Source organism: Paenarthrobacter sp. AT5, from assembly GCF_032764245.1.
In the GTDB taxonomy this organism is placed as follows: domain Bacteria; phylum Actinomycetota; class Actinomycetes; order Actinomycetales; family Micrococcaceae; genus Arthrobacter; species Arthrobacter ureafaciens.
Window position 1 is genome coordinate 3,516,764 of sequence record NZ_CP136441.1, and the last position, 25,836, is coordinate 3,542,599.

20 protein-coding genes and 2 tRNA genes are annotated in these 25,836 nt (G+C 63.7%); 9 read left to right on the forward strand and 13 right to left on the reverse strand.

The genetic code is table 11. From position 1 onward, the window contains the following. The first annotated feature begins 47 nt into the window (after positions 1–47). The gene (locus tag RI444_RS16310) at positions 48–971 is read left to right on the forward strand and encodes a TauD/TfdA dioxygenase family protein (RefSeq protein WP_021472357.1); all 924 of its coding nucleotides are present in this window, start codon (positions 48–50) and stop codon (positions 969–971) included. A gap of 11 nt (positions 972–982) precedes the next feature. Here the strand turns inward: RI444_RS16310 and RI444_RS16315 are convergent, their stop codons facing one another. The 5 genes from RI444_RS16315 to RI444_RS16335 form a co-directional block, all read right to left on the reverse strand. After that, the gene (locus tag RI444_RS16315; RefSeq protein WP_031216534.1) at positions 983–1,936 is read right to left on the reverse strand and encodes an aldo/keto reductase family oxidoreductase; all 954 of its coding nucleotides are present in this window, start codon (positions 1,934–1,936) and stop codon (positions 983–985) included. Between the two features lie 22 nt (positions 1,937–1,958). Further along, positions 1,959–3,713 carry a glycoside hydrolase family 13 protein gene (locus RI444_RS16320; RefSeq protein WP_207605687.1) on the reverse strand — a complete coding sequence of 585 codons (1,755 nt, stop codon included), beginning with the start codon at positions 3,711–3,713 and terminating at the stop codon, positions 1,959–1,961. A gap of 82 nt (positions 3,714–3,795) precedes the next feature. Next, positions 3,796–4,638, reverse strand: coding sequence for a carbohydrate ABC transporter permease (locus RI444_RS16325; protein WP_021472354.1), 843 nt, complete (start codon positions 4,636–4,638; stop codon positions 3,796–3,798). Further along, a complete protein-coding gene (locus RI444_RS16330) occupies positions 4,638–5,591 on the reverse strand; it encodes a carbohydrate ABC transporter permease (RefSeq protein ID WP_207605686.1) in 954 nt (317 codons plus the stop codon). The genes RI444_RS16325 and RI444_RS16330 overlap by 1 nt, the downstream gene beginning before the upstream one ends. A 24-nt stretch (positions 5,592–5,615) precedes the next feature. Then, on the reverse strand, positions 5,616–6,887 hold the full coding sequence (locus tag RI444_RS16335) for an ABC transporter substrate-binding protein (RefSeq protein ID WP_062097542.1): 1,272 nt from the start codon (positions 6,885–6,887) through the stop codon (positions 5,616–5,618). 232 nt (positions 6,888–7,119) lie between these two features. On the opposite strand from RI444_RS16335, the gene RI444_RS16340 reads away from it, so the two are divergent. Further along, on the forward strand, positions 7,120–8,337 hold the full coding sequence (locus tag RI444_RS16340; RefSeq protein ID WP_062097544.1) for an ROK family protein: 1,218 nt from the start codon (positions 7,120–7,122) through the stop codon (positions 8,335–8,337). A gap of 19 nt (positions 8,338–8,356) precedes the next feature. Here the strand turns inward: RI444_RS16340 and RI444_RS16345 are convergent, their stop codons facing one another. From RI444_RS16345 to RI444_RS16375, 7 genes are all read right to left on the reverse strand, one after another. Beyond that, positions 8,357–9,928, reverse strand: coding sequence for a Na+/H+ antiporter (locus tag RI444_RS16345; protein WP_207605685.1), 1,572 nt, complete (start codon positions 9,926–9,928; stop codon positions 8,357–8,359). A 99-nt stretch (positions 9,929–10,027) separates the two neighbouring features. Beyond that, a complete protein-coding gene (locus RI444_RS16350) occupies positions 10,028–10,684 on the reverse strand; it encodes an SDR family oxidoreductase (RefSeq protein ID WP_021472349.1) in 657 nt (218 codons plus the stop codon). Between the two features lie 87 nt (positions 10,685–10,771). Further along, positions 10,772–10,845, reverse strand: a tRNA-Met gene (locus RI444_RS16355). A gap of 60 nt (positions 10,846–10,905) precedes the next feature. Further along, a tRNA-Thr gene (locus tag RI444_RS16360) sits at positions 10,906–10,977 on the reverse strand. A gap of 117 nt (positions 10,978–11,094) precedes the next feature. After that, positions 11,095–11,568 carry a LysM peptidoglycan-binding domain-containing protein gene (locus RI444_RS16365; protein ID WP_062097550.1) on the reverse strand — a complete coding sequence of 158 codons (474 nt, stop codon included), beginning with the start codon at positions 11,566–11,568 and terminating at the stop codon, positions 11,095–11,097. A gap of 116 nt (positions 11,569–11,684) precedes the next feature. Then, positions 11,685–13,769, reverse strand: a complete 2,085-nt coding sequence (locus RI444_RS16370; RefSeq protein WP_021472347.1) for a DEAD/DEAH box helicase — start codon at positions 13,767–13,769, stop codon at positions 11,685–11,687. A 405-nt stretch (positions 13,770–14,174) separates the two neighbouring features. Further along, positions 14,175–14,831, reverse strand: a complete 657-nt coding sequence (locus tag RI444_RS16375; protein WP_021472346.1) for an MOSC domain-containing protein — start codon at positions 14,829–14,831, stop codon at positions 14,175–14,177. Between the two features lie 444 nt (positions 14,832–15,275). On the opposite strand from RI444_RS16375, the gene RI444_RS16380 reads away from it, so the two are divergent. The 3 genes from RI444_RS16380 to RI444_RS16390 are packed head-to-tail and all read left to right on the forward strand — an operon-like array spanning position 15,276 to position 18,735. Then, on the forward strand, positions 15,276–16,004 hold the full coding sequence (locus RI444_RS16380) for a hypothetical protein (protein ID WP_062097555.1): 729 nt from the start codon (positions 15,276–15,278) through the stop codon (positions 16,002–16,004). 2 nt (positions 16,005–16,006) lie between these two features. After that, positions 16,007–17,215 carry a glutathionylspermidine synthase family protein gene (locus RI444_RS16385; protein WP_201433528.1) on the forward strand — a complete coding sequence of 403 codons (1,209 nt, stop codon included), beginning with the start codon at positions 16,007–16,009 and terminating at the stop codon, positions 17,213–17,215. After that, complete coding sequence (locus RI444_RS16390; RefSeq protein ID WP_021472343.1) at positions 17,212–18,735, forward strand: APC family permease; 1,524 nt, start codon at positions 17,212–17,214, stop codon at positions 18,733–18,735. Before RI444_RS16385 ends, RI444_RS16390 begins: the two co-directional genes overlap by 4 nt. A gap of 48 nt (positions 18,736–18,783) precedes the next feature. On the opposite strand, the gene RI444_RS16395 is transcribed toward RI444_RS16390, so the two are convergent. Beyond that, a complete protein-coding gene (locus RI444_RS16395) occupies positions 18,784–19,389 on the reverse strand; it encodes a TetR/AcrR family transcriptional regulator (protein ID WP_207605684.1) in 606 nt (201 codons plus the stop codon). A gap of 148 nt (positions 19,390–19,537) precedes the next feature. On the opposite strand from RI444_RS16395, the gene RI444_RS16400 reads away from it, so the two are divergent. From RI444_RS16400 to RI444_RS16415, 4 genes are read left to right on the forward strand one after another with little or no spacing between them, the layout of a single operon-like run. After that, positions 19,538–20,872 carry an extracellular solute-binding protein gene (locus RI444_RS16400; RefSeq protein WP_207605683.1) on the forward strand — a complete coding sequence of 445 codons (1,335 nt, stop codon included), beginning with the start codon at positions 19,538–19,540 and terminating at the stop codon, positions 20,870–20,872. After that, positions 20,869–21,816: a carbohydrate ABC transporter permease gene (locus tag RI444_RS16405; protein ID WP_207605682.1), complete on the forward strand. Its 948-nt coding sequence runs from the start codon at positions 20,869–20,871 to the stop codon at positions 21,814–21,816. The genes RI444_RS16400 and RI444_RS16405 overlap by 4 nt, the downstream gene beginning before the upstream one ends. After that, entirely contained in the window at positions 21,813–22,739 is a 927-nt protein-coding gene (locus RI444_RS16410) for a carbohydrate ABC transporter permease (RefSeq protein WP_021472339.1), read from the forward strand. The genes RI444_RS16405 and RI444_RS16410 overlap by 4 nt, the downstream gene beginning before the upstream one ends. Beyond that, positions 22,739–25,831 carry a glycoside hydrolase family 2 TIM barrel-domain containing protein gene (locus RI444_RS16415; RefSeq protein ID WP_207605681.1) on the forward strand — a complete coding sequence of 1,031 codons (3,093 nt, stop codon included), beginning with the start codon at positions 22,739–22,741 and terminating at the stop codon, positions 25,829–25,831. Before RI444_RS16410 ends, RI444_RS16415 begins: the two co-directional genes overlap by 1 nt. Positions 25,832–25,836: the final 5 nt, after the last annotated feature.

Below are 25,836 nucleotides of genomic sequence, written 5' to 3' on the forward strand. Positions count from 1 at the left end.
TCCATCGTGGCACCCGCCACACACCACATCGAAAGTAAGGAAAACAAATGACCGTCATTACCGAAACCAAACTTGAGTTCCGGAAGCTTGGAGCCCGAATCGGGGCCGAAATCCGGGGCCTGGACATCTCCGGAGATCTGAGCGCGGACACCGTGGCGCAGATCCGTGCTGCCCTCAACGAACACAAGGCGCTCGTCTTCCGTGAGGCGAACATCCTGACGGACGAAGCCCAGGTGAAGTTCGCTTCCCACTTCGGTCCGCTCACCAAGGCACACCCCACCGTGGCGTCCGTGGAGGGTGAAGAGAACGTCCTTCCGGTGGACAGCGAGAACGGCTCCGCGAACAACTGGCACACCGACGTCACGTTCGTGGTGAACCCGCCCCAGGCCTCCACCCTTCGCAGCATCGACCTGCCGGCCTACGGCGGCGAGACCCTGATCGCGTCCTCCGCCGGCGCCTACCGCGACCTCCCGGACGAACTTCGGAACTTCGCGGACACCCTCTGGGCCATCCACACCAACGACTACGACTACTCCGTTCCAAAGAACCTGGAGCACACCAACGCCGAGGAACGCCGCAAGGAATTCACGCGGCTGAAGTTCGAGACTGCCCACCCGGTGGTTCGGGTCCACCCCTTGACCGGCGAGCGCGGATTGTTCATTGGGGGCTTCGCGCAGCGTCTGCGGATCGTGGGTCTGTCCAACACCGAATCGAAGGACATCATCCGGCTCCTGCAGGCCTACGTCACCCGTCCGGAGAACGTGTTCCGGGTGAATTGGGAGCCCAACCAAGTGGTGTTGTTCGACAACCGGATCACCCAGCACTACGCACCGGACAACTACGACGGGCAGCCCCGCAAACTGAACCGCGTGACCATTGCCGGGGACATCCCGGTGGGCACGGACGGCAGGCAGAGCCAGCCGATCCAAGGCGACTCGAGCACGTACTCCGTGGTGGCCGGGCTGTCCTAGGGGCTGCTGTTTTAGGGGAGGTTCGAGCCGCGGGCCGTGATCCACAGCCCGTACCATTCGGCGCGGGTCATGCTGCCGGCTACGGCAACGGCATCCGCACATGCACCGATCCGCGAAAGGTTGGTGGTCCCCACCACCGGCGAAATCCTTGCCGGATGCTTCATGAGCCACGCAAGCAGCACTGATTCAGGAGTAGTGTTCTTCTCCGCCGCCAGGCGGACCAGCATCTCCGACGCCGCAGCTTCTGCCGGTGAGTCGGCACCCGCTCCCGTATACCGGCCCTGCGCCAACGAACCATAGGCCTGGAGTTCGATGCCCCTGTCCATGCACAGCTCAAGCGTCCCGTGCGGAAAACTGTTCTCCCGCCCTTCGGGATGGTTCACCAGCACCGTGCTTTCCAGCCAGTCCCGGCGCAGCAGGCTCATCTCCAGCTGGTTCGCCACGATGGGCGTCTGCAGCCGGTCCTGCAGGTACGCGATCTGGGCGCCGGACATGTTGGATACACCCACGTGCCGCACCTTGCCTTCGGCCATTAACTGCCCGACGGCGTCCGCCACCTCGCGCGCGTCCATGAGGGGATCCGGACGGTGCAGGAGCAGCACGTCCACGTAGTCCGTTTGGAGCCGTTGCAGGCTCCCGTTGACCCGTTCCAGGATGGCTTCGCGACTGAGGTCGTAGTGGCCGTCCCGGCCTCCTTCTGCCAGCCTGATACCGCATTTGGTCTGCAACCGGATCTTCTCCCGCAGACCGGGGGAACGGACGAGGACTTCCCCAAAAACAGCTTCGGACTTACCCCGGCGGTAGATATCAGCGTGGTCGAACAAGCCGATGCCGATTCCCCGCGCCGATTCAATCACCGCGGCGGCCTGGTCGATTTCCGCAGCACCGTAGTGGTTGTTATCCCAGGACCCGCCGAGTCCCATGCAGCCATAGATGAGGCGTCCCCGCCCGTTCACGTTATCCATGTAGTTGTGTCAGCGCCGCAGACTAGGCGTCGCGGACTACCCACGCGGTGGTGTCGGCCGGCAGCTTGCCGTCCTCCAACGGGCCGCTGCTGACGACGACGGTCCCGGCCGGAAGCTCGAAGGCTTCAGTGCCGAAGTTGGTCACCGTCTCCCAACCGCCGGGGCGGCTGAAGTGCAGCACCTCCGGGTTACCGGTCTCCACCCACTCGAGCTCTTCATCGGTCTGCAGCTGGCGGCGGAGGCCCAAGGCCTTGCGGTAAAGCTCAAGCGTGGAGCCTTCGACGCCTTCCTGGATGGATACCGCGTAATCCTTGAACCACTCCGGCTGGGGCAGGTGTGCCTTGCCCGCCCCGAAACCGAAGGACGGGCCTTCAGGGGTCCACGGCAACGGCACACGGCAACCATCCCGGCCGATTTCAACGCCCTTGTTGCGGAAGAATGACGGGTCCTGACGTTCGGAGTCCGGAATTTCCGTCACTTCACGCAAGCCCAATTCCTCGCCCTGGTACAGGTAGGCAGAGCCCGGCAGAGCCAGGAGCAGGAGCGATGCGGCACGGGCACGGCGCAGGCCGAGTTCAACGTCCAGTTCTTCCTGCGGCGCACCGGCCAGCAGCCAGCCCTTGCCGTCCTGGCCCTTGGGCTTGCTGCCGGTCACGTCCTGGGCCGCGTTGGTTCCCTGGGCCACGGAACCGCCCTTGGGGAGGCCATAGCGGGTGGCGTGGCGGACGACGTCGTGGTTGGAGAACACCCAGGTGGAGGACGCGCCGGACTCCTTGGCGTGGACCAGGTTGTCCGTGATGATCTGCTTGAAAGATTCGGCGTCAAAGTCCGACTGCAGCAGGTCAAAGTTGAAGGCCTGGCCCAGGCCCTCGGGGCTGGCATAGCGGGCACGGCGTGACTCGTGGACCCATGCCTCGGCAACGGCGGTACGGGGCGGGTTGTATTCGTTGAAGAGTTTGCGCCACTCGGCGTAGACCTCGTGGACTTCGTCGCGGTCCCAGAAGGGGTGGGAGCCGTCAATGAAGCCGTCTGTGCCGTGGGCCCGTGCGAGGAGGTCATCCTTCATGGGCATGGGCTCGGACAGGTCCTTGGCCATGCCGTGGGCGACGTCGATGCGGAAGCCGTCCACGCCGCGGTCGGACCAGAAGCGCAGGGTCTTCAGGAAGTCCTCGCGGATTTCCGGGTTCTCCCAGTTAAAGTCAGGCTGTTCCTTGGCGAAGATATGCATGTACCACTGGCCGGGAGTGCCGTCGGGTTCGGTGATGCGTTCCCAGATGGGGCCGCCAAACACGGAATCCCAGTCCGACGGCGGCAGTTCGCCGTTCTCGCCTTTGCCGTCGCGGAAGATGTAGCGGTCGCGGGCAGCAGAACCCTTCGGCGAAGCAAGGGCTTCCTTGAACCATTCGTGGCGGTCCGAGGAGTGGTTGGGAACGATGTCCACCACAATCTTGATGCCGGCTTCATGCAGCGCAGCCGCCATCTCGTCAAAGTCCGCCAGCGTGCCCAGCTTGGGGTCGACGTCGCGGTAGTCGTCGACGTCGTAGCCGCCGTCGGCGAGTGCCGACGGGTAGAACGGGCTCAGCCACACGGCATCAATGCCGAGTTCCTTCAGGTACGGAACCTTGGCCGTGATGCCCTTGAGGTCACCCAGCCCGTCACCGTTCGCGTCGTAGAAACTCCGCGGGTAGATCTGATAGACCGCCGCCTGGCGCCACCATTTGGGATCGGCCATGCGTTCGGAGAGGGACAAATTTGCCTTGGTGGCGGAGGTGCTCACGAAACTCCTTTGATTTAGATTCTAAATTTAGTTCCTTGACCAGTATCTGACGGCTGGCTCAGGAGGTCAACAGCCCGGCGGGTCAGCCCTTCACGGCACCCTGGGTGACGCCTGCCATGACCCAACGCTGGGTGAACAAGTACGCGACGATTGCCGGCGCCATGGCCATCAGGTACGAGGCGAAGGAGACGTGGTAGTTGTTGCTGAACTGCGTCTGGAACAGGTTCTGCCTTACCGGCAGGGTCTGCAGGGCGGGGTCGGAAATGATCAGCGACGGCATCATGAAGTCGTTCCAGGCGTACAGGAAGGCGAAGATTCCCACCGTGGCGCTCATGGGGGCAAGCAGCGGGAAGATCAGCTTCCAGAACGTCTGCCACGTGGTGGCTCCGTCAATCCTGGCGCTTTCTTCCAGTTCCATGGGAATGGAACGCAGGAACGCCGTAAAGAGCAGCACGCTGAAGCTCAGCTGGAACATGGTTGCCAGCAGGATAACGCCGAACGGATTGTCCAGGCCCAGGCGGCCGGTCAACTGGATCTGCGGTAATGCCACCACGGGGAAGGGAATGAACATTGCTGCCAGCAGGTAGTAGAACGAGTACCGGAACAACCGGCGATCCCAGTTACGGACAATCGCATAGGAAGCGAAGGCAGCCAGGACGATGGTGGCCACAACCGTCCCGGCGGTGACAAGGAGGGACATTGCCGCCCCGACAGGGAAGTTGGTCAGGTTCCATGCCTGGACGAAACCCTCCATGCTGAAGGGCGCGGGCAGGGAGAAAGCATTACCGTCCACCGCCTGCCCTTGCGTCTTGAGGGCCATGGAAATGGTCACGTAGAGCGGAAGCAGGACCGTGACCGAGCAGAGGACAAGAACAGTGGTCGCCGACCAATTAACGCGTTCCGGCCTGGTAGCTTGCTTGTTCATCAGAGGGCACTCCGTCCGCGGGTCAGCGAAAGCTGTACAAGAGAAATAACGACAGCCACCAGGAAGAAGATCGTGGCGTTGGCCATCTGGTAGGCGTAGTCGCCGCCGTTGAAGCCGGTGATGACTGTCATGGCGATGCTCCGGGTTGACGTGCCCGGCCCGCCGTTGGTCAGGCCCACGATGATGTCGTAGGCATTGAGGAAGCCCTTGAATCCAAGGATCACGTTGATCACCACGTATCCGGCAACGAGGGGCAGGGTGATCCTCCAGAGCTGTTGCACTTTCCCGGCACCGTCCAGTTCCGCAGCTTCGTAGACGTCCCCCGGCACTGCCACGAGTCCGGCGATGTAAATAAGCAGTGATCCCGGGACGGCCTGCCACGCCGTGACCACTACCACCGCAATCCAGGCGAGGTCCGGATTGGCCAGGAGGCTGTTCTCAAGCCACGGAATTCCGGCCGCAGTACCCAGCGACGGAAGGGAGTTGGAGAAGAGGAAATTGAACACGTACGCGATGATGATGCCCGAAACCACCATCGGGATGACAAAGATGGTCCGCAGCGCCGATTTCATGCGGATCCGCGAAGTAAGCCCGACAGCCAACAGGAACGCAATCACATTCACGGCGATCACCGTGACGATTGAGAACCCGAAGGTAAACAGGTAGCTCTGCAGGATGGCGGGGTCGCTGAAGATCGCGATGTAGTTGGTCAGGCCCACGAACTCCCAGCCCCCGATCCCGATCGAATTCGTGAAACTAAAGAAGATTCCAACGATTCCGGGAACGGTGATGGCGAGCGTGAAGAGAACAAGGCTCGGCAGGAGGAACAGATAGAAAATCGGCTCCACCCGGCGGCCGCGGCGCGGGGCTGGACGGCTCCCGGTTGACCGGTTCCGGTCCGGGCGGCCCTGCTCCGGCGTTTTTGATGGCACGGTTGTGCTGGTGACGGACATAGTGTGTGGCTCCCTGTGTCTGCGCTACTGGCGGAAGGCCAGGCGTGCCCAATCGGCGTCGAGTGTGCTGAGGGTGGATGCAGGGTCTGCGCCAAACACGAGCGCCTGCGTGTAGTTCATGATCGGAATCGTCTTGGGCACCAGCACCGACGGGCCCTGGTAGACCTGCGCGTTCTGGTAGTAGGGCACCATGCCCTCAATGCGGGGGTCAGGGGTACCGGAAGCGTCCTCCGTGGGCGTGAAACCCAACTGGGATGCGTTGTAGGCCTCGATCACCTCCGGCCGGTACAAGTACTCAAGGAATTCACGCGCAGCTTCCTTATGCTTGGAGGCCTCGGGGATCCATGCCGCAAGGTCCACGTTGACGCGGACGCGCAGGTCCTTGGGGTCTTCCGTCATGGGCAGCGGGAACGTACCCAGCTGCAGGTCCGGAGCGGTCTTGGCCACCTCGCTGAACGCCCAGGGGCCCTGGAGGTACATGGCGGCTTTGCCCTGCGAGAAGGCCAGGTTGCCATCGCCGTATGCCCTGCTGGCCGCATCCTTATTGACGTACTTGCCGGCCAAAGTGAGCATCTTCTCCACCGGGGGTTCGAAGTCCTTCCGGAATGAAGCTTCCGAACCGGGCCCTACCTCAGTACCGGCCTCGGCCAGCTTCTCAAAGAAATCGAGGGTGTCCAGCTGGCCACCCACCGAATAGTCGAACCAGCCCTGGGCAATCGTCCAGTCGTCCTTCCACGTGGCGTAGAACGGAGTCACGCCGGCGGCTTTGAGCTTGTCGCAGACGGCGATCAGCTCCGTCCAGGTCTTGGGGACCTCGAGGTTGTGGGCGGCGAAGATCTCCTTGTTGTAGATCACGGACGAAGCCATGACCGAATACGGCAAGGCACTGGTCCTGCCCGGGTACACCCCGTACTGGTCCATCAACGGCTGGAGGTCTCCCCGGATGCGGGAGGCCGCGCCGGTACCGGACAAATCGCTGAGGGCTCCGCGCTGGACGAAGCGCGCGGATTCCATGTTGTAGTTTGCCAGGGCGATGTCCGGCGGGTTTCCGCGGACGAAGCTGGCGGAGACGACGTCGACGCCGGAAGTATCCAGCACCACCTCGGTGTCGTCCTGAGAAGCGTTGTAGTCTTCCACGAGTTTGGTCATGAAACCTATGGCTTCACGCTTGCTGAACGTGAACCGGACGGTTTCCTTTTCCTGGGAACCGGCGCAGCCCGAGAGCAGCCCGGCCAACAAAGCCAGCCCCAAGCCCATGGCCGCGAAGCGTTTTGAGCGTGTCACTTTCACAGACACGTAGTCCTTTCGTCGAACGGCCCCCACTGCTGAAGTCCGTCAGGGCAATGGCGCGCAGCACTGCCCGGGAAATTTAGATAGGAGATAAATTTATGACCCTGCGTAAGTATTCTGTGAGCACCGCCACATCGTCAAGCCCGGGATCGTAACAGGGCGAAGTCTAAATATATGTACTAAATTTAGAGCGGTCGATCCTTCTGCCTCAGGGACGGCCGGGATAGCGGGGAGCAACATGCTTGGTGAAACGGCACCATCAACACAACTGGTACGCAGGGTCAACGCCGGTGCCATGCTCAAAGCCATGCGCGGGGCCGGCATCGTCACCGGCACGGAACTCATGGCCAGGACTGGCCTTTCACGGGCAACAGTTATCTCGATATGTGACGAGCTTGTCCGCCTTGGCTGGCTGCAGGAGTTGGAGAACCAACGCGGGGCCGGGGACTACGTCAAGGGACGGCCCGCCAGGCGGTTTGTCTTCGATGACGGCGCCGCGAGCGTGTTGGGAATCGACATCGGCGCCAACAAGATCACCACGATCGTCGCCGACATGGCCGGAACCCCGCTGTCCCAGGTGACCATGCCGTTCCGCACCTACAACGTCTCCGCGGCAGAGCGGGCAGACGTCCTGGACAAGATCGCTGCCGACGCGTTGGAAAAGGCCGGTGTCCCGGCAGAATCGGTCCTGGCAGTCTCCGTCGGCGTAGCGGCCCCCGTGAACAGGGACGGCGAAGTGCTCACCGTCCAGGAGTTCTGGCAGTCCTTCGATGTCCGCAGGATCGTCTCGGAACGGCACGGCTGGCACGTTCTGCTGGAAAACGATGCCAACCTCGCAGCCCTCGCCGAGAGGTGGCAGGGCACAGCGCAGGGCGTGGACCACCTTATAGTCATGCTCGCCGGAGATCGCCTGGGTTCCGGCATCCTGGAATCGGGCCGCCTCCTGCACGGCCAATCGGGCGGCTTTGGCGAATTGGGATTCCTCAACAACGTCGATGGCGTCGGCAGCACCTACGGCATAGCGCATTCAGCGGTATCGGCAGGCCGGCAAGCGATCGAGCGCCAACAGGACACCATCATGCTGGAGCTCTGCGCCGGAGAACCTGAAGACTTGACGGCCGAGATGGTCTTCGAGGCCGCAGCACAAGGCGACCAGGCCGCCGTCGACGCCCTGGACAGCGTTGCGCTCCGCATGGCCAAGGTCATCGGAGCCATCAGCACGCTGGCCAACCCGGAATTGGTGGTGTTGGCTGGAGGAGTAGCAGCCTCCGCAGAAGTACTGCTGCCTACCATCACGAAGGAACTTCCGGAGTTCACCTTCACTCCCCCGCGGCTGGCCACCTCCACGCTCGGGGAAGGCATCGTGTCACTGGGAGCCATCCGCCACGCCTTGGACTACGTCGAAGAGCACGCCCTGGATCTCTCCCCCGCATCATTGCCGAAGAGAGCGTCCTGACTCCTTCGGCAACTGGCGCCTACTCCGGCATGGACATGGTGCGGAGGTCAAGCTGCCGCAACACGCGGTCTGCGATCTCGGGATCCGTCCCGGGCTCGTTGCGGGCGTCCACCACTTCCTGCCTCGCGGCATCCAGCGCAATGGTCTGCACCGCAATCGCAAGTTCACGGCCCCGCTCGCGCTTCTCCGCCGTCGACTCGTTCTTCAGCGTGCCGTCCAGCAGTTCCGCGTGCAGCCTGCGCATCTTGTCCTTCACGAGTGCCACCTTCTCCGGCGGAAGCTCCTTCATGAGGTCATGATCCTTCAGGGCCGCTACCGCTGCCGACTGGGCACGTTTGGCCAACAGGCGTGCAGCGTCTTTCTCATGCGAGCCGTCCTCCGTGGCATTGAGCACCCGCATCAGCCACGGGAGGGTGAGTCCGGGCAAGACCAGGGTGGCCAACAGGACCGCGCAGACAATCACCAGGATCTCGTGGCGGGCCGGGAAGTCGCTGCCGTCGGGCAGGGTCAGCGGAAGTGCCAGGGCAAGGGCCAGGGTGGCCAGGCCGCGCATGCCGCACCACGTCAGGATCAGGACTTCCTTGGCAGTGGTGGGCTGCAGGACGTTGCGCCGACGGTTGGCGGTCATGGCGAGCAGTCCGAGCCAGAAGTACCGCACCACAAACACGAGCACGCAAATCACCACCGCCATTCCGATCATGCCGAAGATGGCTGTTCCCTCATCGCGGATCACGTGCCGGATTTCCAAGCCCACCAGGCCGAAGGCGAGGCCGGTGGCCAGCAGCTCCACCACGTCCCAGAAAGCACGGCGGGTAATGCGTTCGGCAGCGTCCTGCGGCCTGGAGTGGCGCTGCAGTTCCAGGGCAGTCACGACGACGGCCACCACACCGGAGGCGTGCAGCTCCTCGGCGAGGATGTAGGCAGCGAATGGGACCACCAGCGTGACCGCGCTGCGGGCGACCATCGACGTGACGAGCTTGGTGATGAACTTGGTCAGCCAGCCCATGGCGATGCCGATCACCACTGCCAGGGCCGCGCCGACCACGAACTGGATGATGACGTTGGGCCCCACCTCGCTGCCGGCCAAGGTGGCGGCAACCGCTGCCTGGAAAATGACGATGGCTGCGGCGTCGTTGAAGAGGCCCTCGCTCTGGAGCACAGTGATCAGGCGTCGCGGCATGTGCACGCGCCCCGCCACCGATTCCACGGCTACCGGGTCAGGCGGTGCAACCATGGCGCCGAGGGCGATCGCGGCCGGAATCCCGATGCCGGGGATCATGAGCCAGGCCGCCCCCGCCACCACGGCGGTGGAGACCACCACCAATGCCACGGCCATCAGCAGCAGGGTCCGCCACCGGACGCGGAATACAGCCCAGGAACTCTTCTGGGCCGTGGCGAACAGCAACGGCGGCAGGAAGATGGGAAGGATCAGTTCCGGCGAAATCTCGAACTCGGGAAAGCCCGGGATGAAAGTCAGGGCAACGGCCAGCAGCAACATCAACACCGGATACGGAAGCCGCAACCGATCGCCAAGGCCTACCGCGATCACCGTTGCAAGCAACAACCCGACAATGAGTGCCAACTGATCCATAGTCCCGCTTTCCCCAGGTGTTCGTAGAGGCTTCTGCTCCTGCTTCTGTACGGCACGTACAGCGAGAAGGCCCTTACAAACATATCCCGGGGAACCGCATCACTCCGCAGTGAGGGCGTCCACTACGTCCACGGTCCCGTCCCTGAAGGGAATGGTCCTGCCAATGGTTTCCGGCAACTCCAGGACAGCAGCAGCTACCAGTGCAACGTTCGCCCGGGAGGTCTGCGTGCCGTCGCCCGGATTCGCCGGATTCACCTCGATCAGCCCCGTTGGAGCATCTTCGGTCAGCGCTCCGGGCCCCAGCACCGTCCAGTCCAGCCCGGTGTTCCTGAGGTACTCGTCAGCTGCGGACTTCGCCTCCGCGTAGGCGAAGAACGAATTGTCCTCGGGAACGCCATGGTCCTTGCCCGCACCGAAGTAGGACACCATCACGTAGCGCTTGACGCCGGCTTCAGCGGCAGCATCCATGGAGCGGATGGCAGCATCCCGATCCACGGCGTACGTGCGCGAAGGGTTTCCCCCACCGGCCCCGGCGGACCAGACAACGGCGTCATGGCCCCCGAGCGCCTTGGCGAGTTCCGCCGTCGTCGAGTTTTCGACGTCCAACACCTCCGCGGAAGCTCCCGTGGCAGTGACATCAGCCACATGCTCGGGATTCCGGATGAAGGACGTGACATCGTGACCTTCCCCACTAAGAATTCGGGACAGGTGCAGGGCCACTTTTCCGTGGCCGCCAATGATCGCAATTCGGCTCATGGACCCATTCTGTCCCACAACAGGGCAGGGGCGTGCGGGGGGAAACAAAAAGGCCCCGCAGACGAATCTGCGGGGCCTTGCTTTTTGTAGCGGTGGGGAGGCTCGATCTCCCGACCTCACGATTATGAGTCGTGCGCTCTAACCAACTGAGCTACACCGCCACGGATGAGAAAAGCCTGCGTCAAGCCGGTCAAACCGCCTTGACGCAGGCCCTCATCCAGAGCCCCCCACCGGAATCGATCCGGTGACCTCGTTCTTACCAAGAACGCGCTCTACCACTGAGCTAGGGGGGCAACGAGTAAATACTCTACCGGAGGTTTTCCGAAGCTCCAAATCGGCGCAAAGACAGGGAAAAACGGCGTCGACACAATTTGCGGACGCGCGATTTTCCTGCTCTCAATTCACCTTTTTCAGGGCAAGCGAAGGACCTGCCCGGGGTAGATTGCGTCCGGGTTGGGGACGGTATCACTGTTGGTCGCGATCAGTGCTCCGAGGTCCACGCCGAACTGCGCTGCGATCCCCCGCATGGTGTCCCCGGGCTCCACCACAACCTCTGTGACCTGCGGTGCCACCGGCCCTTGTTGTCCCGCCTCCGCTGCGGCCGTAGCAGCCGTTTCCCGGGCCTCCGGGCGGACTTCCGGATCCTGCGGTTCCACGCCCGCCTGATGCGCTTGCTCCGCCGCAGCCCGGTTCGCTGCCTCCTGCTGCTCTGTGGCCTGGGCTGCCGCGGCTTCGGCTGCCTCGCGGTCCGAGGCGGAAACCTCGACGGCGGCACTATCCTCTGCCGCTTGGCGCCCGGCCGATGCCTCCCCGCCGTGATCCTTCCCGCCGTGATCTTTCCCGCCGAGGCCGAGGTTCTTTTTCACGTTATCCAGGAATCCCATGGCTCGATCGTAAGCGCGGGGCCTGCCGGCTGTGAACCCGTGTGCGGGCGTTGGAGGACCACCTTAAACGACCAAGGGCCGGCTCGAAAGCCGACCCTTGGATCATTCAGTAGTGCTTACCACTTGCCCTTGCGGTTGAAATCGCGGTGGCCGCCTTCGCCGCCGCCGCGGGGCTTGCGGGCGCCGTCACCATGGCCGCCGAAACGGGAGCCGCCGGACTGGCCGCGGTCACGGTCACCGTAGCTACCGGACGTACGCTCGCTGTAGGAGCGGCCGCCGCGGTCAGCGGAGGAACGCTCGCCGTCGTGCCGGCGGAACTCCTTCTTGAAGCCGCCGTTGCCCTTGAAGTTGCCGCCACGACCGCCACGGTCTCCGTCACGGTTCGGCTTACGTCCCGTGTCCAGCTCGAGGTGGATCAGTTCGCCGCCGATGCGGGTGCGGGACAGGGCGCGCAGCTGCTCCGGGCTGAGGTCTGCAGGCAGTTCAACCAGGGAGTGGTCAGAGCGGATGTCGATGCCACCGATCTGCGAGGATGAGATACCGCCCTCGTTGGCAATGGCGCCCACGATGGAACCGGGCATCACGCGCTGACGGCGTCCAACCGCGATCCGGTAGGTCGCGTTACCCTCGGTGAGGGTGCGGGACGGGCCGCGGGAGTTGAAGCCGTCCTTGGAACGCTCGCGCTTCTGGAATTCGGGAGCAGCGGGAAGGTCCTTGACCAGGAGCGGCTGGCCGCCCTGTGCCATGACTGCCAGCGCTGCAGCGATCTCTGCGGCCGGGACCTTGTGCTCTTCTTCGTAGGAGGCAATCAGGTCGCGGAACAGCGAGACGTCCTCGGACTCGAGGGTCTCCGTGATGCGCTCGGCGAACTTGCCCAGGCGCAGCGAGTTGACGGTCTCGGCCGTGGGCAGGTGCATCTGCTCGACAGGCTGGCGGGTCGCCTTCTCGATGGCACGCAGCAGGTACTTCTCGCGCGGCGTCATGAAGAGGATGGCGTCACCGCTGCGTCCTGCGCGACCGGTACGGCCGATGCGGTGGACGTAGGACTCGGTGTCGTGCGGGATGTCGTAGTTCACCACGTGGCTGATGCGCTCCACATCGAGGCCACGGGCGGCGACGTCGGTAGCCACCAGGATGTCGATGCGGCCCTCACGCAGGGCGTCAACGGTACGTTCACGCTGCTGCTGGGGAATGTCGCCGTTGATGGCGGCGGCCTGGAAACCGCGGGCCTTCAGTTTGTCGGCGAGGTCCTCGGTAGCCATCTTGGTCCGCACGAAGGCGATAACGCCGTCGAACTCTTCAACCTCGAGGATGCGGGTCATCGCGTCCAGCTTGTGCGGGCCCATTACCTGCAGGTAGCGCTGGCGGATGTTGGAACCCGTGGAGGTCTTGGACTTGACCGAGATTTCCGCCGGGTTGTTCAGGTACTGCTTGGACATGCGTCGGATCTGGCCGGGCATGGTCGCGGAGAACAGGGCCACCTGGCGGGTTTCCGGGGTCTCCTGGAAGATCTGCTCCACGTCATCGGCAAAGCCCATGCGCAGCATCTCGTCGGCTTCATCCAGCACCAGGTACTGAAGTTCGGAAAGGTCCAGGGAACCCTTGGAGATGTGGTCGATCACGCGGCCCGGCGTGCCCACAACAACCTGGGCGCCGCGGCGAAGGCCTGCGAGCTGGGGACCGTAGGCCGAACCACCGTAGACGGGCAGCACGGTGAAGTCGTCCATGTGCTTGGCGTAGGAGGTGAAGGCTTCAGCAACCTGGAGGGCGAGTTCACGCGTCGGGGCCAGGACCAGGGCCTGGGTCTTGCGTGAGGGGCCGTTGAGGTCGTGCAGCTCAGCCAGGCGGGAAAGGGCGGGAACAGCGAATGCTGCAGTCTTGCCGGTACCGGTCTGGGCCAGTCCGACGACGTCGCGGCCTTCGAGCAGCAGCGGAATGGTGGCAGCCTGGATCGGCGACGGCTTCTCGTAGCCGACGTCCTGAAGGGCTGCGAGCACGCGACCGTCAAGGCCGAGGTCGGTGAAACGAACGCCCTCTTCCTCGTCTTCTGCTGCGGGAGCGGACTCTGCGGCGGGAGCGGAAGCGGGGGTCTCGACGGCGGCCGGCTGCGTTTCGGCGGTTTCGGCAGCGTCAGCGGTGGTCACTGCTGCTTCGGCAGATTCAGTGGCGGCGTCGAGGTTCTCGTTGAGAGTGTCTGGCATTAGGGGGAAATTCCTCATCCATAGGGGCAGTCGGCGCGGCCCGGTTGGGCTTGGCCGCAGTACACGCGAAAGCCAAGCAAGGGTGCCCTGCTCTCGCAGAAGTCCGGCGCTGTCGCAATCCCATGGCAGGACTTCGCGCTGCATCTCTTGGCTGCTATCCCAGCAGTCTGTACAGCGTTTTCTTTAGCCGGCGCTCCCTATGAAAATGCCCGCACACAGTTTGCGGGCCCCAACACTTACCAGTCCTGCCTCAAGAATTGGGCAGGAAAAAGGGAATTCCGGAGTGGGGGATATATCCAGTGTAGGGTACGCGGCAGCCACTCCGCGACCCGTGAAGGGCCTGCGGGCGTGAGAGCTTGCGCACACTCCCCCTCCGCCTTGCCCGGAGCAGGCTGTCCAAGGGTCCTAGAGTCCGTTGCGTCGCAGGACTTTCGCGAACTCCTTGTGGTAATCGTCCTGCAACCGGATCTCCCCGTCAGCCTCGGCGTCGAGCAGGGCCTGGACCATCTCCGGGGTGGGCTCGCTGAACCATTGGCCCACGGTGATTCCGTGCCGGGGTACAAACGTGCGGTGGATGTAGTCGCCTGCGGACACGGTGCCGGTCTTGATGACCCTCAGGTAGGTGCCCACACGGCCGGCCTCGGTGAACCGCTTTACCCACCCGGGTTCCTTCAGCACGCGTTGGAAGGTGGCGCAAGGGACCCTGGGCGAGGTCACTTCCACTTCCAGGTCCAGGCCGATCTTCCATCGTTCCCCGATGACGGCTCCCGTGGTTTCGATGCCTGCCACGCGCAGGTTTTCGCCGAAAGTCCCCGGGGCAATGTCCCGTCCAAGCTCTCCCGACCAGTAGTCGGCGTCGTCCTGGGAGTACGCGTAGAGGGCCTGGTCTTCTCCCCCATGGTGCTTCCGGCTGGCCTGTACGTCCCCGTGGACACCCAGTTTGTGAACTTTGACCGGTCCGTCCACAGGACGTTTGTCGATCGCCGTCACCCCAACGCCGCCTTCGAGGTCCGGCAACAACTGGTGCACGCGGCAAACAGCAAGAACGGAAGCAGTTTTCATGGGGAACAGTCTACGGAAGTCACGCTTTTGGACACCCTGTGCAGCGCCGTCGGGACCGGGGACGCTTTTTCAATGCGTTGTGTTGCGCCCTGCCGACGTACCGCCACGACCCACTTTGCGCGGCGAAACCCGGAGACACGCCGTTCCAAGGGCCCCAGCAGCCCTTTTCCCCCCAAAGTGGGTCGTGGCGGCACCGCATGGTGGACCAGGTCAAGGCGGTGCGCAGTAAATGGGGCGCGTAGTACATGGCGGTGCGCAGTAAATAACGACGGCGGCCGGCTTGGTTTTGGGGCGTTCAGCCACCACCGCGGGTGAAGGGACGGGTAGTTCTACCCACACCCGGATGTCAGGAATGCCAGTGACGGACGCAGGGACTAGGCTTGCTTTCAGCATTCCGCTCCGGTCCTCGCCGGACACTCCAACGGTCTATCCAGGGGGATACACATGGACCCGCAAGACAGCCCTGACGGCACCGGCCCCAACGCCGGCGACGGGCGCGGTAACGGCGATCCCGGTACCGGCAGGAATCAGCCAAAGCCGCCGCCGTGGCAAGTACCCAAGCCGGAGCTGCATCCCGGTCTGGCGCAGCCCCCGCAGGGCACCAACGGCCAAGGACAGCCCCGGCAAGGCAAGTCCCCGCAGGGCAACCCCGGTCAGGGTAAGCCCAATCAGGGCAAACCCGGTCAGGGACAGGGCCAGAACCAGGACGCCCCGGGTGGTTTCCTGCCCGTCGTCAACCCATTCGAGAAGGAACGCGAACGCGAAGCACACCGGGAAGCGGCGAGGAAGAAGCGCTCCCAGCGCCGCACCGTCGTCGTAGGTTTGGGCGTTACCGCGCTCCTGGCCGGCACCATTACGGCAATCGTCGCCAGCAACGAGGCTGAAGCCGATTACGCACAGGTTTGCTTCAACGAGGAAACCGGCGAGCGCGTCAACGACGATCAGTGCAACAACAGCAGCTCGGCAGGACGCAGCTCGGGCGTCTATGCCTGGTACTTCTACTCCCGGGGCGCTTCCGTCCCTGCCGTGGGGCAGAACCGGAGTTCGTACCCGAGCTACACCAAGACAGCCCCGCAGGGAGCCAAAACCTCCAAGGGATACAGCACCAAGGGCGGCACGGTCAGCCGCGGCGGCTTTGGCAGCAGCTCCAAAAGCGGAAGCTCGGGGGGCTAGGCGTGCGGCGGTTGCCCTCAACACCCCGGCCCGGCTGGAAGAACAAGATCGAAGAGCAGGGCCTGGTCTTTTCCACCACCACCATGCCCGATGGCCGGAAGATCGAATACTGGAACGAATCGGCCTACTACGAATTCACCATGGACGAGGTGGAAACCCTCGAGAAGACGGCCGAGGACATGCACGCCATGTGCCTGGAGGCTGCGAAGTACCTGGCCACGGGCGCGATGGGAGACATCGGAATCGGGATGCAGGCGTTGGAGCTTGCGGCCGAATCACTCCAAGCCGGAGACATGGACATCTACGGCCGCTTCGATTTCATCTATGACGGCCAGGGCGGCCCGGCCAAGATGCTGGAGTACAACGCAGACACTCCTACCGGCCTGATCGAAGCATCAGTGGCGCAGTGGTTCTGGCTGCAGGACGCCTTCCCGGACAAGGACCAGTGGAACGGAATCCATGAGGCACTCATCCGGCAGTGGCAGAAGCTGCAGTTCCGCACGGGAATGAGCACCCTGCACGTGGCCCATTCAGAGGCAGAAGAGTCCGGCGAGGACTGGATGACTGCGGCCTACATGCGGGACGTGGCGAGCCAGGGCGGGTGGACCACCATCGGCATCAATATGTCGGACATTGGCTGGGACCCGAACCTCAACCGCTTCGTGGACCTGGACAACTTCATGATCAGCACCATCTTCAAGTTGTATCCGTGGGAACTGATGATGAAGGAACCCTTCGGGCATCGCCTGCTGACCCGCGCCCACAACCCGCGGTGGATCGAGCCGGCCTGGAAGATGCTGCTCTCCAACAAGGCCCTTCTGGCGGCCCTGTGGCATCTCTACCCCGGTCACGAGAACCTCCTTCCGGCCTACCTGGGCGATCCCGGTCCACTCAAGGAGTGGGTGGCAAAGCCCCTGCACGGCCGCGAAGGCGACAACATCAAGATCCACGCGCCCGGCATCGACATTGCGCAGGACGGCGGTTACGGACGCGAGGGCTGGTGCTACCAGCAGTACCACCAACTCCCTGACTTCGACGGAAACCATCCAGTGCTGGGTCTTTGGGTAGTGGATGGCGAGTCCGTGGGCTGCGGTATCCGTGAATCGGACGGACCCATCACGGACTACTTCTGCCGTTTTGTCCCCAACACCATCGACGCACCCGCACCCCAGGGCGCCCCTCCGACTTCCCCTTATGGAGCCGTACTATGAGCACAGAAACCTCGACGCCGGGTGGCAGCACGGGCGGCAACGGCACCGCCGTCGTCCCGTCCAAAGGCCTGCGGGCAGGAATCCTGGACCTGGGCGACTCCGTCATGCTGGGCCTGGCCTCCACAGCGCCCGTCTATTCGCTGGCCGCGACCCTGGGCCTGATCGTCGCCGTCAACGGTAACTACACCCCGCTGATCCTGGTCCTGGGATTCATCCCTGTCCTGTTCATCGCCTATGCCTTCCGCGAGCTGAACAGTGCGTTGCCCGACTGCGGCACCACCTTCATTTGGGCGCGAAAGGCATTTGGTCCGTGGGCCGGATGGCTGGGCGGCTGGGGCGTTGCCTTGGCCGGCGTCGTTGTCCTGGCCAACCTTGCCCAAGTAGCGGGGTCCTACCTTTGGATGTTGGTGGGCGACGGTTCCCTGGCCGGCAACAAATGGCTGGTAACCGCCACGGGGGTTCTTTTCATCGCCTTCATGACGTTCGTGAACCACCGCGGCATCCGCCTCGGCGAGCACGTGCAAAGGACCCTGACCTACATCCAGTACATTTCGCTGGGCATTTTCGCGGTGGCGATCATCGTCCGGGTGGCCGGCGGAGCGCCGGAAGGCCAGGCATTCACCTTCGAGTGGTTCAACCCGGTTGGCGCGTTCAATGATCCCGGTGCCGTGGTCCACGGCGTCCTGCTGGCCCTGTTCATCTACTGGGGCTGGGATACGTGCCTGGCTTTGAATGAGGAAACGGAGAATCCGACCAAGACTCCCGGGCGCGGTGCAGTGATCTCGGCCCTGGTCCTGATGGCCATCTACGTCTCCGTGGCGCTGCTGGTGATGATGTACGCGACCATCGGCACGGACGGCATCGGACTGGGCAACGAGGCCAACCAGGATGACGTTTTCCTGGCCATGAAGGACGTTGTGCTGGGGCCGTGGGGTTGGCTGATCGTGCTGGCCGTCCTTGCGTCGGTTCTTTCTTCAACGCAGACCACCATCCTTCCCACGGCCCGCGGAACGCTGTCCATGGGTGTCCACGGCGCCCTCCCCGCCCGGTTCGGCAAAGTGCATGAACGCTTCCAGACCCCCGGCTTCTCCACCTTGGTCATGGGAATCGCGGCCGCGGCCTACTACGTGGCCATGAGTTTCCTGAGCGAAGACCTGCTGGCCGACTCCATCAGTGCCATCAGCCTTTTCATCGCTTTCTACTACGCCCTGACCGGGTTCGCCTGCGTGTGGTTCTTCCGCGCCACCTTGCGGGACTCGGCCCGCAACCTCTGGTTCCGCGGGATCTTCCCGTTCCTTGGCGGCGTAACGCTGACGGTTGCGTTCTTCGTCTCCGCCGTCCAGATGTGGGATCCGGCCTACGGGGACACGCAGATCTTCGGCATTGGCGGCGCGTTTGTGAGCGGGGTGTTGCTGTTGGCCCTCGGAGTGGTCCTGGCTGTGGTGTGCCGCTTCGCTCCCTCCACACGCGCCTATTTCACCAAGGAGCACGCAGATATGGGGATTGTCCGCGGGGAGTAACCCCGGGCACCCCTGTTTCCTGACTTCGGCGGGCGCTTCAGGCGCTCCCTATGACAGCGTCACCAGGTCGAAGAAGCCGCGGAGGCTCCCGGCCACGTCAACCTCGTCCGGAGCCAGCAACCACTGCGTTTGCAGGCCATCCCAGAGGCCTACCAGTGACGTGGCTGCCTGCTGCGGATCGACGCCGGGCCGCAGCTTCCCTTCGGACTGGAGTTCCGTAAACCGCCTCGCATAGCTTTGCCGAAGCCGGTCAAAACGGTCAGCGAAGTACTCCCGGCCCGGGTGGCCTTCTGTCAGGGACTCTGCGCACAGCACCGTATAGAGCTCGATGACCCCCGGAATGTCCTCGTTGTACTTGGCGGTCCTGAAGACCACTTCGGCGAGGCCTTCGGCCATGTCCGCCGGGTTGGCTTTCTCCGTAATCTCGTCGCGGCGGGCCAACACCGCCATGAGCAGGTCGCTCTTCGACGGGAAATAGTGCAGCAAACTGGTCTGGCTCATCCCCGCTTGGTCTGCGACGTCCTGCAGCGACCCTCCCCGGTAACCGCGGGAGGCAAAAACCGCGTGGGCAGCATCCAGAATTGCGCGCCGCCGCGCTTCCGATTTGGCATAGGGGCCGCGTCGTCCCGCACGGTTGCCGTCCTTGGTGGTCATGGCTAGCCAGTGTACAGCGGCAAAGTCATGCCTTTTGAATTTCGAGTACATACTCGAAATTTGTGTTAGCGTGGTCACACTCGGCCGTCGGATGAGCTTCCTTGAACGCTCAACGGCCTCAGGAACCGACACAAAGAGGTGAAGGCACATGACCCTTCTCACGCGAAGACAACTGCTGGGCACCGGCCTCGGGGCTGCCGCCATGGGGCTGATGGCAGGCTGCGCTACCCCCGGCACACAGTCCGTCAACTCAGCGGCCACCATCCCGCCCGCGAACGGACCGGTGAAGCTCACCTACTGGGCCTGGCTCAAGGACTTTCAGAAGGTCGCGGACATTTGGAATGCGCAGAACCGCGGGATACAGGTGGAGGTGGTCTGGATTCCCGGCGGAAACTCGGGTGGATACCAAAAGCTGTACTCAGCGCTTGCCGCAGGCGGCGGCCCCGACTTGGCGCAGGTGGAACTGCGGTCCATTCCTGAGTTCCTCCTGGTGAACGGACTCGTGGATCTGTCCCGCTATGGCGCGCAGGACCACGCGCATCTTTACGACAAGACCCTCTGGAACCAGGTCAGCTATGCCGGCGGCGTCTACGGCATTCCCCAGGACTCCGGCCCCATGGCCTTGTTCTACCAGCCTGCTGTGCTGGAAGCCGCCGGCGGGGCCCTGCCAAGAAGCTGGGACGACTGGGCAGGGATCGGCAAGGAGCTCCGGGCCAAGGATGTCTACATTGACTGCTTCCCGATCAGCGACGCCTCACCGTTCGCTTCCTATGCAGCACAGGCCGGGGCCGTCTGGCTGCGGCCGGAAACAGACGGCTGGGTCATCAACATGACCGATGAGGCCACCCTCAACACTGCCCGCTTTTTCGACAGGGCCATCGACGACGACATCGTCAACACGGCCTACGGCGCCTTTTCGCCGGCATGGTTTGCCGCGGCAGCCAAAGGAAACATCGCCTCCACAGTCACCGGAAGCTGGGGAGACGCCCTCATTGAGGGGGTCAGCGGAGCGTCCGGAAAATGGCGGGTGGCCCCCATGCCCACATGGGGCGGCGACGGATACGGGTCGAGCTACCTCGGGGGTTCCACGGCGGCAGTCCTGGCCAACAGCAAGCACCCCAACGAAGCCCTTGAATTCGCGGTATGGCTCACCACGTCCAAAGAAGGAATCGACGCAGAGATCAAGAACAGCGGCATCGGGTGGTCACCGAACCCGGAGTTCATCGGAACTGATCGACAAAAGCCTTCGGCCTTCTTCGGCGGCCAGCGGTACAACGAGGAAGTCTTCGTACCGGCCACCCGGCAGCAGAACACCGAATGGTCCTGGTGGCCGGTCACCCAGCAGTCCTTCAACATCCTCAGCGACGGATTCCGCGAGAAGGCGTTCGGAACCAGCCTGGTGGATTCAGTAGTTGCCGCCGAACAGCAGATCATCACGGTCTTCAAGAACAAAGGCCTCACCATCCGGAAGGAAGCGGCATGACGACCACCCGTACTGCCCCCACAGCCGAACGCAGAGGGACAGACAGGTCCCGGAACGGTCGGAACGGCGCGGCGGCCAGGGCACCTTGGCTCCTCCTGGCTCCCTTCCTGGCTCTCTTTGCCCTGACTTTCGTACTGCCCATCCTGGCCGCCATCGGCTCAAGCTTTACCAAGGTCACCCGCAGCGGCCTCTTCGGCGAAGCCGGTGTCACCAGCGGGTTCGCAGGGTTCTCGAACTATGCCCTGGCATTGGGCGATGGCGCTTTCATAGCCTCAATTGGCCGCATGCTGCTCTTCGGCGTCGTCCAGGTGCCGGTGATGATCGTCCTCTGCACCTTCCTGGCTTTGCTGCTCGAATCCGCGTCAGCCCGCTGGCCCGGTTTCTTCCGCGCGGCCTACTTCCTGCCCTATGGCGTTCCCGGCGTCATTGCCACCATCCTCTGGTCCTTCCTCTACGTCCCGGGACTCAGCCCCCTGCTCGATGCCGCAAAGCTCGTTGGCATAACCCCGGATTTCCTCGGTGCCAACAGCGTCCTGTGGTCCATCGCAAACATCGTCACCTGGAGCTACACCGGGTACAACATGCTGATCATCGTGGCCCAATTGAAGGCGATCCCCGGTGAGCTCTACGAGGCGGCAAAAGTGGACGGTGCTTCCAGTTGGCGGGTCGCGCGGAGCATCCAGCTTCCCCTGATCCGCCCCGCACTGGTCCTGACCACCGTTTTCTCCATCATCGGTACCCTCCAGCTGTTCGCCGAGGCCCAGGTCCTGAAAACAGTCGCGCCGGCAATTGACAGCCAATACACACCCAACTTGAGCGCCTACACCACCGCGTTCGCCTACAACGACTACAACGTCGCCGCAGCGCAGTCCGTCATCATCGCAGTCGCGGCCTTTACCTTGTCCTTCGCCTTCCTCGCATTCACGAACAGGAAGTCCTCATGACCACAGCAACCACCAGCAAAACACCGTCGGCACCGCCACGGCAGGCGGCCAAGCAGCCGGCGACCGGCACAGACCGCACGGCAGGCCGCCGTCGTTCCTCCACCATCATCGTCACGGCGATCCTGGTAGTGGCCGCCCTGTACTTCCTGATCCCCGTGTACTGGGTGTTCGTAGCGTCCACCAAGTCCACCGCAGACCTCTTCTCCACCAACGGATTCTGGTTCGCCCCCACCTTCGCGCTGACCGAAAACCTCTTCAAAGTCCTCAGCTATGACGGCGGAATCTTTGGCCGGTGGTTCCTGAACTCGGCCATCTACGCCGGAGTGGGCGCGCTCCTGGCCACCTACTTCGCCGCGGCGGGCGGCTACGCCCTGGCCAAGTACCAATTCCGCGGGCGGAACCTGGTGTTCGGCACCATCCTTGGCGGAGTCCTGGTACCCGGAACGGCGACTGCCCTGCCGCTGTTCCTGCTCTTCAGCCAAATGGGCCTGGCCAACACGTACTGGAGTGTCCTGCTGCCCTCCCTGGTCTCACCGTTTGGCCTTTTCCTGTGCCGGATCTACGCCGAAGCCACCGTGGACACGGCACTGATCGAGGCGGCCAGGATCGATGGGGCAGGTGAGCTGCGGATCTTCCATACGATCGGCCTCAAAGTACTGACTCCGGCTTTGGTCACTGTCTTCCTGTTCCAGCTGGTAGGCATCTGGAACAACTACTTCCTGCCACTGGTCATGTTGTCCGATTCCGAGCTGTATCCCATCACGCTCGGCCTGAACAACTGGCTCAGCCAGGTGGACCGCCTGCCCGAATTCTACGAACTGACCACCGGCGGGGTGCTGCTGTCCATCATCCCGCTCAGCATCGCAATGGTTGTCCTGCAGCGCTTCTGGCGCGGCGGGCTGACAGAAGGAGCCGTCAAGTAATGACCCATTCCCCAGTAGCCGGCTACGTCACGGATACCGGCCCCGGATCCGGTCGTCGAGTGCCGGCCCGCTCGTGGCTGCATACCGACGCACCAACATTGCCACTAAACGGGCAGTGGCGTTTCCGCCTTCTGCCCGGGGCTCCGGGTACCCCGGGCGGCAGGGGCGTCCTTCCGCAGGGCGAGGACCAGGAAGGCGTAGCAGCCGAAGAGCTGGACGATTCAACGTGGGACAAGATCGCGGTTCCCGCGCACTGGGTCCTGGAAGGCGATGGCCGGTACGGACGGCCCATCTACACGAACGTGCAGTTCCCCTTCCCCATCGATCCGCCGTTCGTTCCTGATGCGAATCCCACAGGCGACTACCGGAGGTCCTTTGAGATCCCCGAGGACTGGAACGATGCCCAAAGCATTATCCTTCGCTTCGATGGCGTCGAGTCCCGCTACAAAGTGTGGATGAACGGGACGGAGATCGGTGTAGGCACCGGAAGCCGGCTTGCGCAGGAATTCGACGTCACCGAGGCGGTGCGCGCGGGGACCAACCTGATCGCCGTCCGGGTCCACCAGTGGTCGGCAGCAAGCTACGTGGAGGACCAGGACCAATGGTGGATGCCGGGCATTTTCCGGGATGTCACACTGCAGGCGAGGCCCCACGGCGGCATCGACGACGTCTGGCTCCGCACCGGTTACCGGGCGGACAGCGGGGGAACAATCGACCCGGAAATCGTCGCTGCCAGTGAGGCTTTCCCGATCCGACTGAGCGTGCCTGAGCTGGACGTCGATGTCCTGTGGGACTCCCCGGCCGACGTCGCCCCGCTGGTGATCGCCGCCGTCGAACCCTGGTCGGCAGAGGTGCCGCGGCTCTATTCGGCCACCGTCAGCAGCGGGGCGGAGACGGTTTCCCTTCGTTTGGGTTTCCGTACGGTGGAGATCCGCGGCGACCGCTTCCTGGTCAACGGCCGCCGGGTGGTGTTCCACGGGGTGAACCGCCACGAGACCCATCCGGACAGGGGCCGGGTGTTCGATGAGGCGTTCGCCCGCGAGGACCTGGCCATGATGAAGCGGTTCAACGTCAACGCCATCCGTACCAGCCACTACCCGCCCCATCCGCGCCTCCTGGATCTTGCGGATGAGTTGGGTTTTTGGGTGGTCCTGGAGTGTGATCTTGAAACGCACGGCTTTGAAGCGCAGGGCTGGGCAGGTAATCCCAGTGACGATCCCGCGTGGCGCGAAGCCCTTGTGGACAGGATGGAGCGCACGGTTGAGCGGGACAAGAACCACGCCTCGATCATCATGTGGTCCTTGGGGAACGAGTCCGGCACCGGCTCCAACCTCGCAGCCATGTCCGCGTGGACCCATGCCCGGGACACCAGCCGGCCGGTCCACTATGAGGGTGACTACACCGGCGCTTACACGGACGTCTACTCGCGGATGTACTCATCCGTTCCGGAGACCGAATCCATTGGCCGGGACGACGCCGGGTCCCTGTTGCTGGGATGTTCCGCCGCCGAGTCCGCCGGCCAGCGCACCAAGCCTTTCATCCTGTGCGAATACGTCCACGCCATGGGCAACGGCCCCGGCGCGATCGACCAGTACGAGGACCTGGTGGACCGGTATCCGCGTTTGCACGGCGGCTTCGTCTGGGAGTGGCGGGATCATGGAATCCGCACCCGGGCAGCCGACGGAACGGAGTTTTTCGCCTACGGCGGCGATTTCGGCGAGGTGGTCCACGACGGCAACTTCGTGATGGACGGAATGGTCCTGTCCGATTCCACGCCCAGCCCGGGGCTCTTCGAGTACAAGCAGATTGTGGCTCCCCTCCGTTTGGGCTTCTCCCCGGAAAAGCACGACGGCGGCCCTGGCCGGGTTCTGACGCTCGCCAATGTGCGGCACTCGGCTGACGCGTCCGACGTCGTCATCCGATGGCGGTGTGAGACGGACGGCAAGCTGACCTCCTCGGGCGAGTTCGACGTTGTTTCCGCCACGGGCACCCCGCTGGCACCGGGCGAATCAGCACGCTTTGATCTTCCGGAACCTATCTCCGCGGACGAGGGAGAACAGTGGTTCACGGCCGAGGTGGTACTGCGCAAGGACACCGAATGGGCCGAGGCCGGGCACGTCATCTCGGCTGCACAGGTGGAACTCGGCGGCACGTTCAAACGTCCGTCCACGCCGCGGCCCCTTCCGGCTGCTTCCCTCTCCGCGGCCGCCATGGCCGGCAGCTTCTCCGTGGGGCCTGCCCGCTTTGACCATGGCAGCCTGGTTGAACTGGCCGGGCTGGCGGTCTCGGGACCCCGCCTTGAGCTGTGGCGCGCACCGACGGACAACGACGCCGGAGCGGGCCGCGGAAGCTACGACCTCGCAGACCCATGGTCCAACAACGGCAACGGCGTCCCGGCCCCTTCGATGGAGGCCATGTGGCGTGCGGAGGGCCTGGACCGACTGGTAGGCAGGGTTGAGTCTGCAGCAGCGGGCAAGGCCCGCGTCCAGGTCCGGACCAAGTATGCCGCGGCCAATAGTGCCCACTGGGTGTCCGTTGCCGAAGAGTGGCAACTGGCGGACGACGGTCTCTGGCTGCGCCTGGACATCGAGCCAAGTTCGGGGTGGGATCTGGTGTGGCCCAGGGTGGGAGTCCGGTTCGATCTGCCCGGAACCGTTGACGGTGCCGCCTGGTTCGGGGCAGGACCACGGGAGTCCTACCCTGACAGCCTCCATTCGGCCTTGGTGGGAAGTTACCGTGCGGGCATCGGGGAGTTGTCCGTCGCCTACGCCAAGCCGCAGGAAACAGGCCATCGCTCTGCGGTCCGGCGCCTGGAGCTGCAGCAGTCCGGCTCCCCGTGGCTGGAGCTTGAAGCAGTAGCCGATTCACGCGGCCGCCTGCCGGGCTTCACCTTGTCCCGGCACACGGCCCAGCAGGTCTCGGCAGCCGCCCACCCCCACGAGCTGGCGCCCGGCGAGGAAAGCTACCTCTATCTGGACGCCGCCCAGCACGGGCTCGGCTCGCGGGCCTGCGGACCTGATGTGTGGCCCGATTTCATGCTGCGGCCGGAGGCGAGGACGCTGGTCTTCCGCATCTCGGAGGCGTCCCGCTAGGCATT

What these genes read in the sequence shown, in the direction of transcription:
- RI444_RS16390 (WP_021472343.1), top strand. Translation starts at nt 17,212, where the DNA reads ATGAGCACAGAAACCTCGACGCCGGGTGGCAGCACGGGCGGCAACGGC.
- RI444_RS16325 (WP_021472354.1), bottom strand. Translation starts at nt 4,638, where the DNA reads ATGAACAAGCAAGCTACCAGGCCGGAACGCGTTAATTGGTCGGCGACC.
- RI444_RS16395 (WP_207605684.1), bottom strand. Translation starts at nt 19,389, where the DNA reads ATGACCACCAAGGACGGCAACCGTGCGGGACGACGCGGCCCCTATGCC.
- RI444_RS16350 (WP_021472349.1), bottom strand. Translation starts at nt 10,684, where the DNA reads ATGAGCCGAATTGCGATCATTGGCGGCCACGGAAAAGTGGCCCTGCAC.
- RI444_RS16380 (WP_062097555.1), top strand. Translation starts at nt 15,276, where the DNA reads ATGGACCCGCAAGACAGCCCTGACGGCACCGGCCCCAACGCCGGCGAC.
- RI444_RS16370 (WP_021472347.1), bottom strand. Translation starts at nt 13,769, where the DNA reads ATGCCAGACACTCTCAACGAGAACCTCGACGCCGCCACTGAATCTGCC.
- RI444_RS16415 (WP_207605681.1), top strand. Translation starts at nt 22,739, where the DNA reads ATGACCCATTCCCCAGTAGCCGGCTACGTCACGGATACCGGCCCCGGA.
- RI444_RS16400 (WP_207605683.1), top strand. Translation starts at nt 19,538, where the DNA reads ATGACCCTTCTCACGCGAAGACAACTGCTGGGCACCGGCCTCGGGGCT.
- RI444_RS16375 (WP_021472346.1), bottom strand. Translation starts at nt 14,831, where the DNA reads ATGAAAACTGCTTCCGTTCTTGCTGTTTGCCGCGTGCACCAGTTGTTG.
- RI444_RS16410 (WP_021472339.1), top strand. Translation starts at nt 21,813, where the DNA reads ATGACCACAGCAACCACCAGCAAAACACCGTCGGCACCGCCACGGCAG.
- RI444_RS16345 (WP_207605685.1), bottom strand. Translation starts at nt 9,928, where the DNA reads ATGGATCAGTTGGCACTCATTGTCGGGTTGTTGCTTGCAACGGTGATC.
- RI444_RS16405 (WP_207605682.1), top strand. Translation starts at nt 20,869, where the DNA reads ATGACGACCACCCGTACTGCCCCCACAGCCGAACGCAGAGGGACAGAC.
- RI444_RS16330 (WP_207605686.1), bottom strand. Translation starts at nt 5,591, where the DNA reads ATGTCCGTCACCAGCACAACCGTGCCATCAAAAACGCCGGAGCAGGGC.
- RI444_RS16315 (WP_031216534.1), bottom strand. Translation starts at nt 1,936, where the DNA reads ATGGATAACGTGAACGGGCGGGGACGCCTCATCTATGGCTGCATGGGA.
- RI444_RS16340 (WP_062097544.1), top strand. Translation starts at nt 7,120, where the DNA reads ATGCTTGGTGAAACGGCACCATCAACACAACTGGTACGCAGGGTCAAC.
- RI444_RS16365 (WP_062097550.1), bottom strand. Translation starts at nt 11,568, where the DNA reads ATGGGATTCCTGGATAACGTGAAAAAGAACCTCGGCCTCGGCGGGAAA.
- RI444_RS16310 (WP_021472357.1), top strand. Translation starts at nt 48, where the DNA reads ATGACCGTCATTACCGAAACCAAACTTGAGTTCCGGAAGCTTGGAGCC.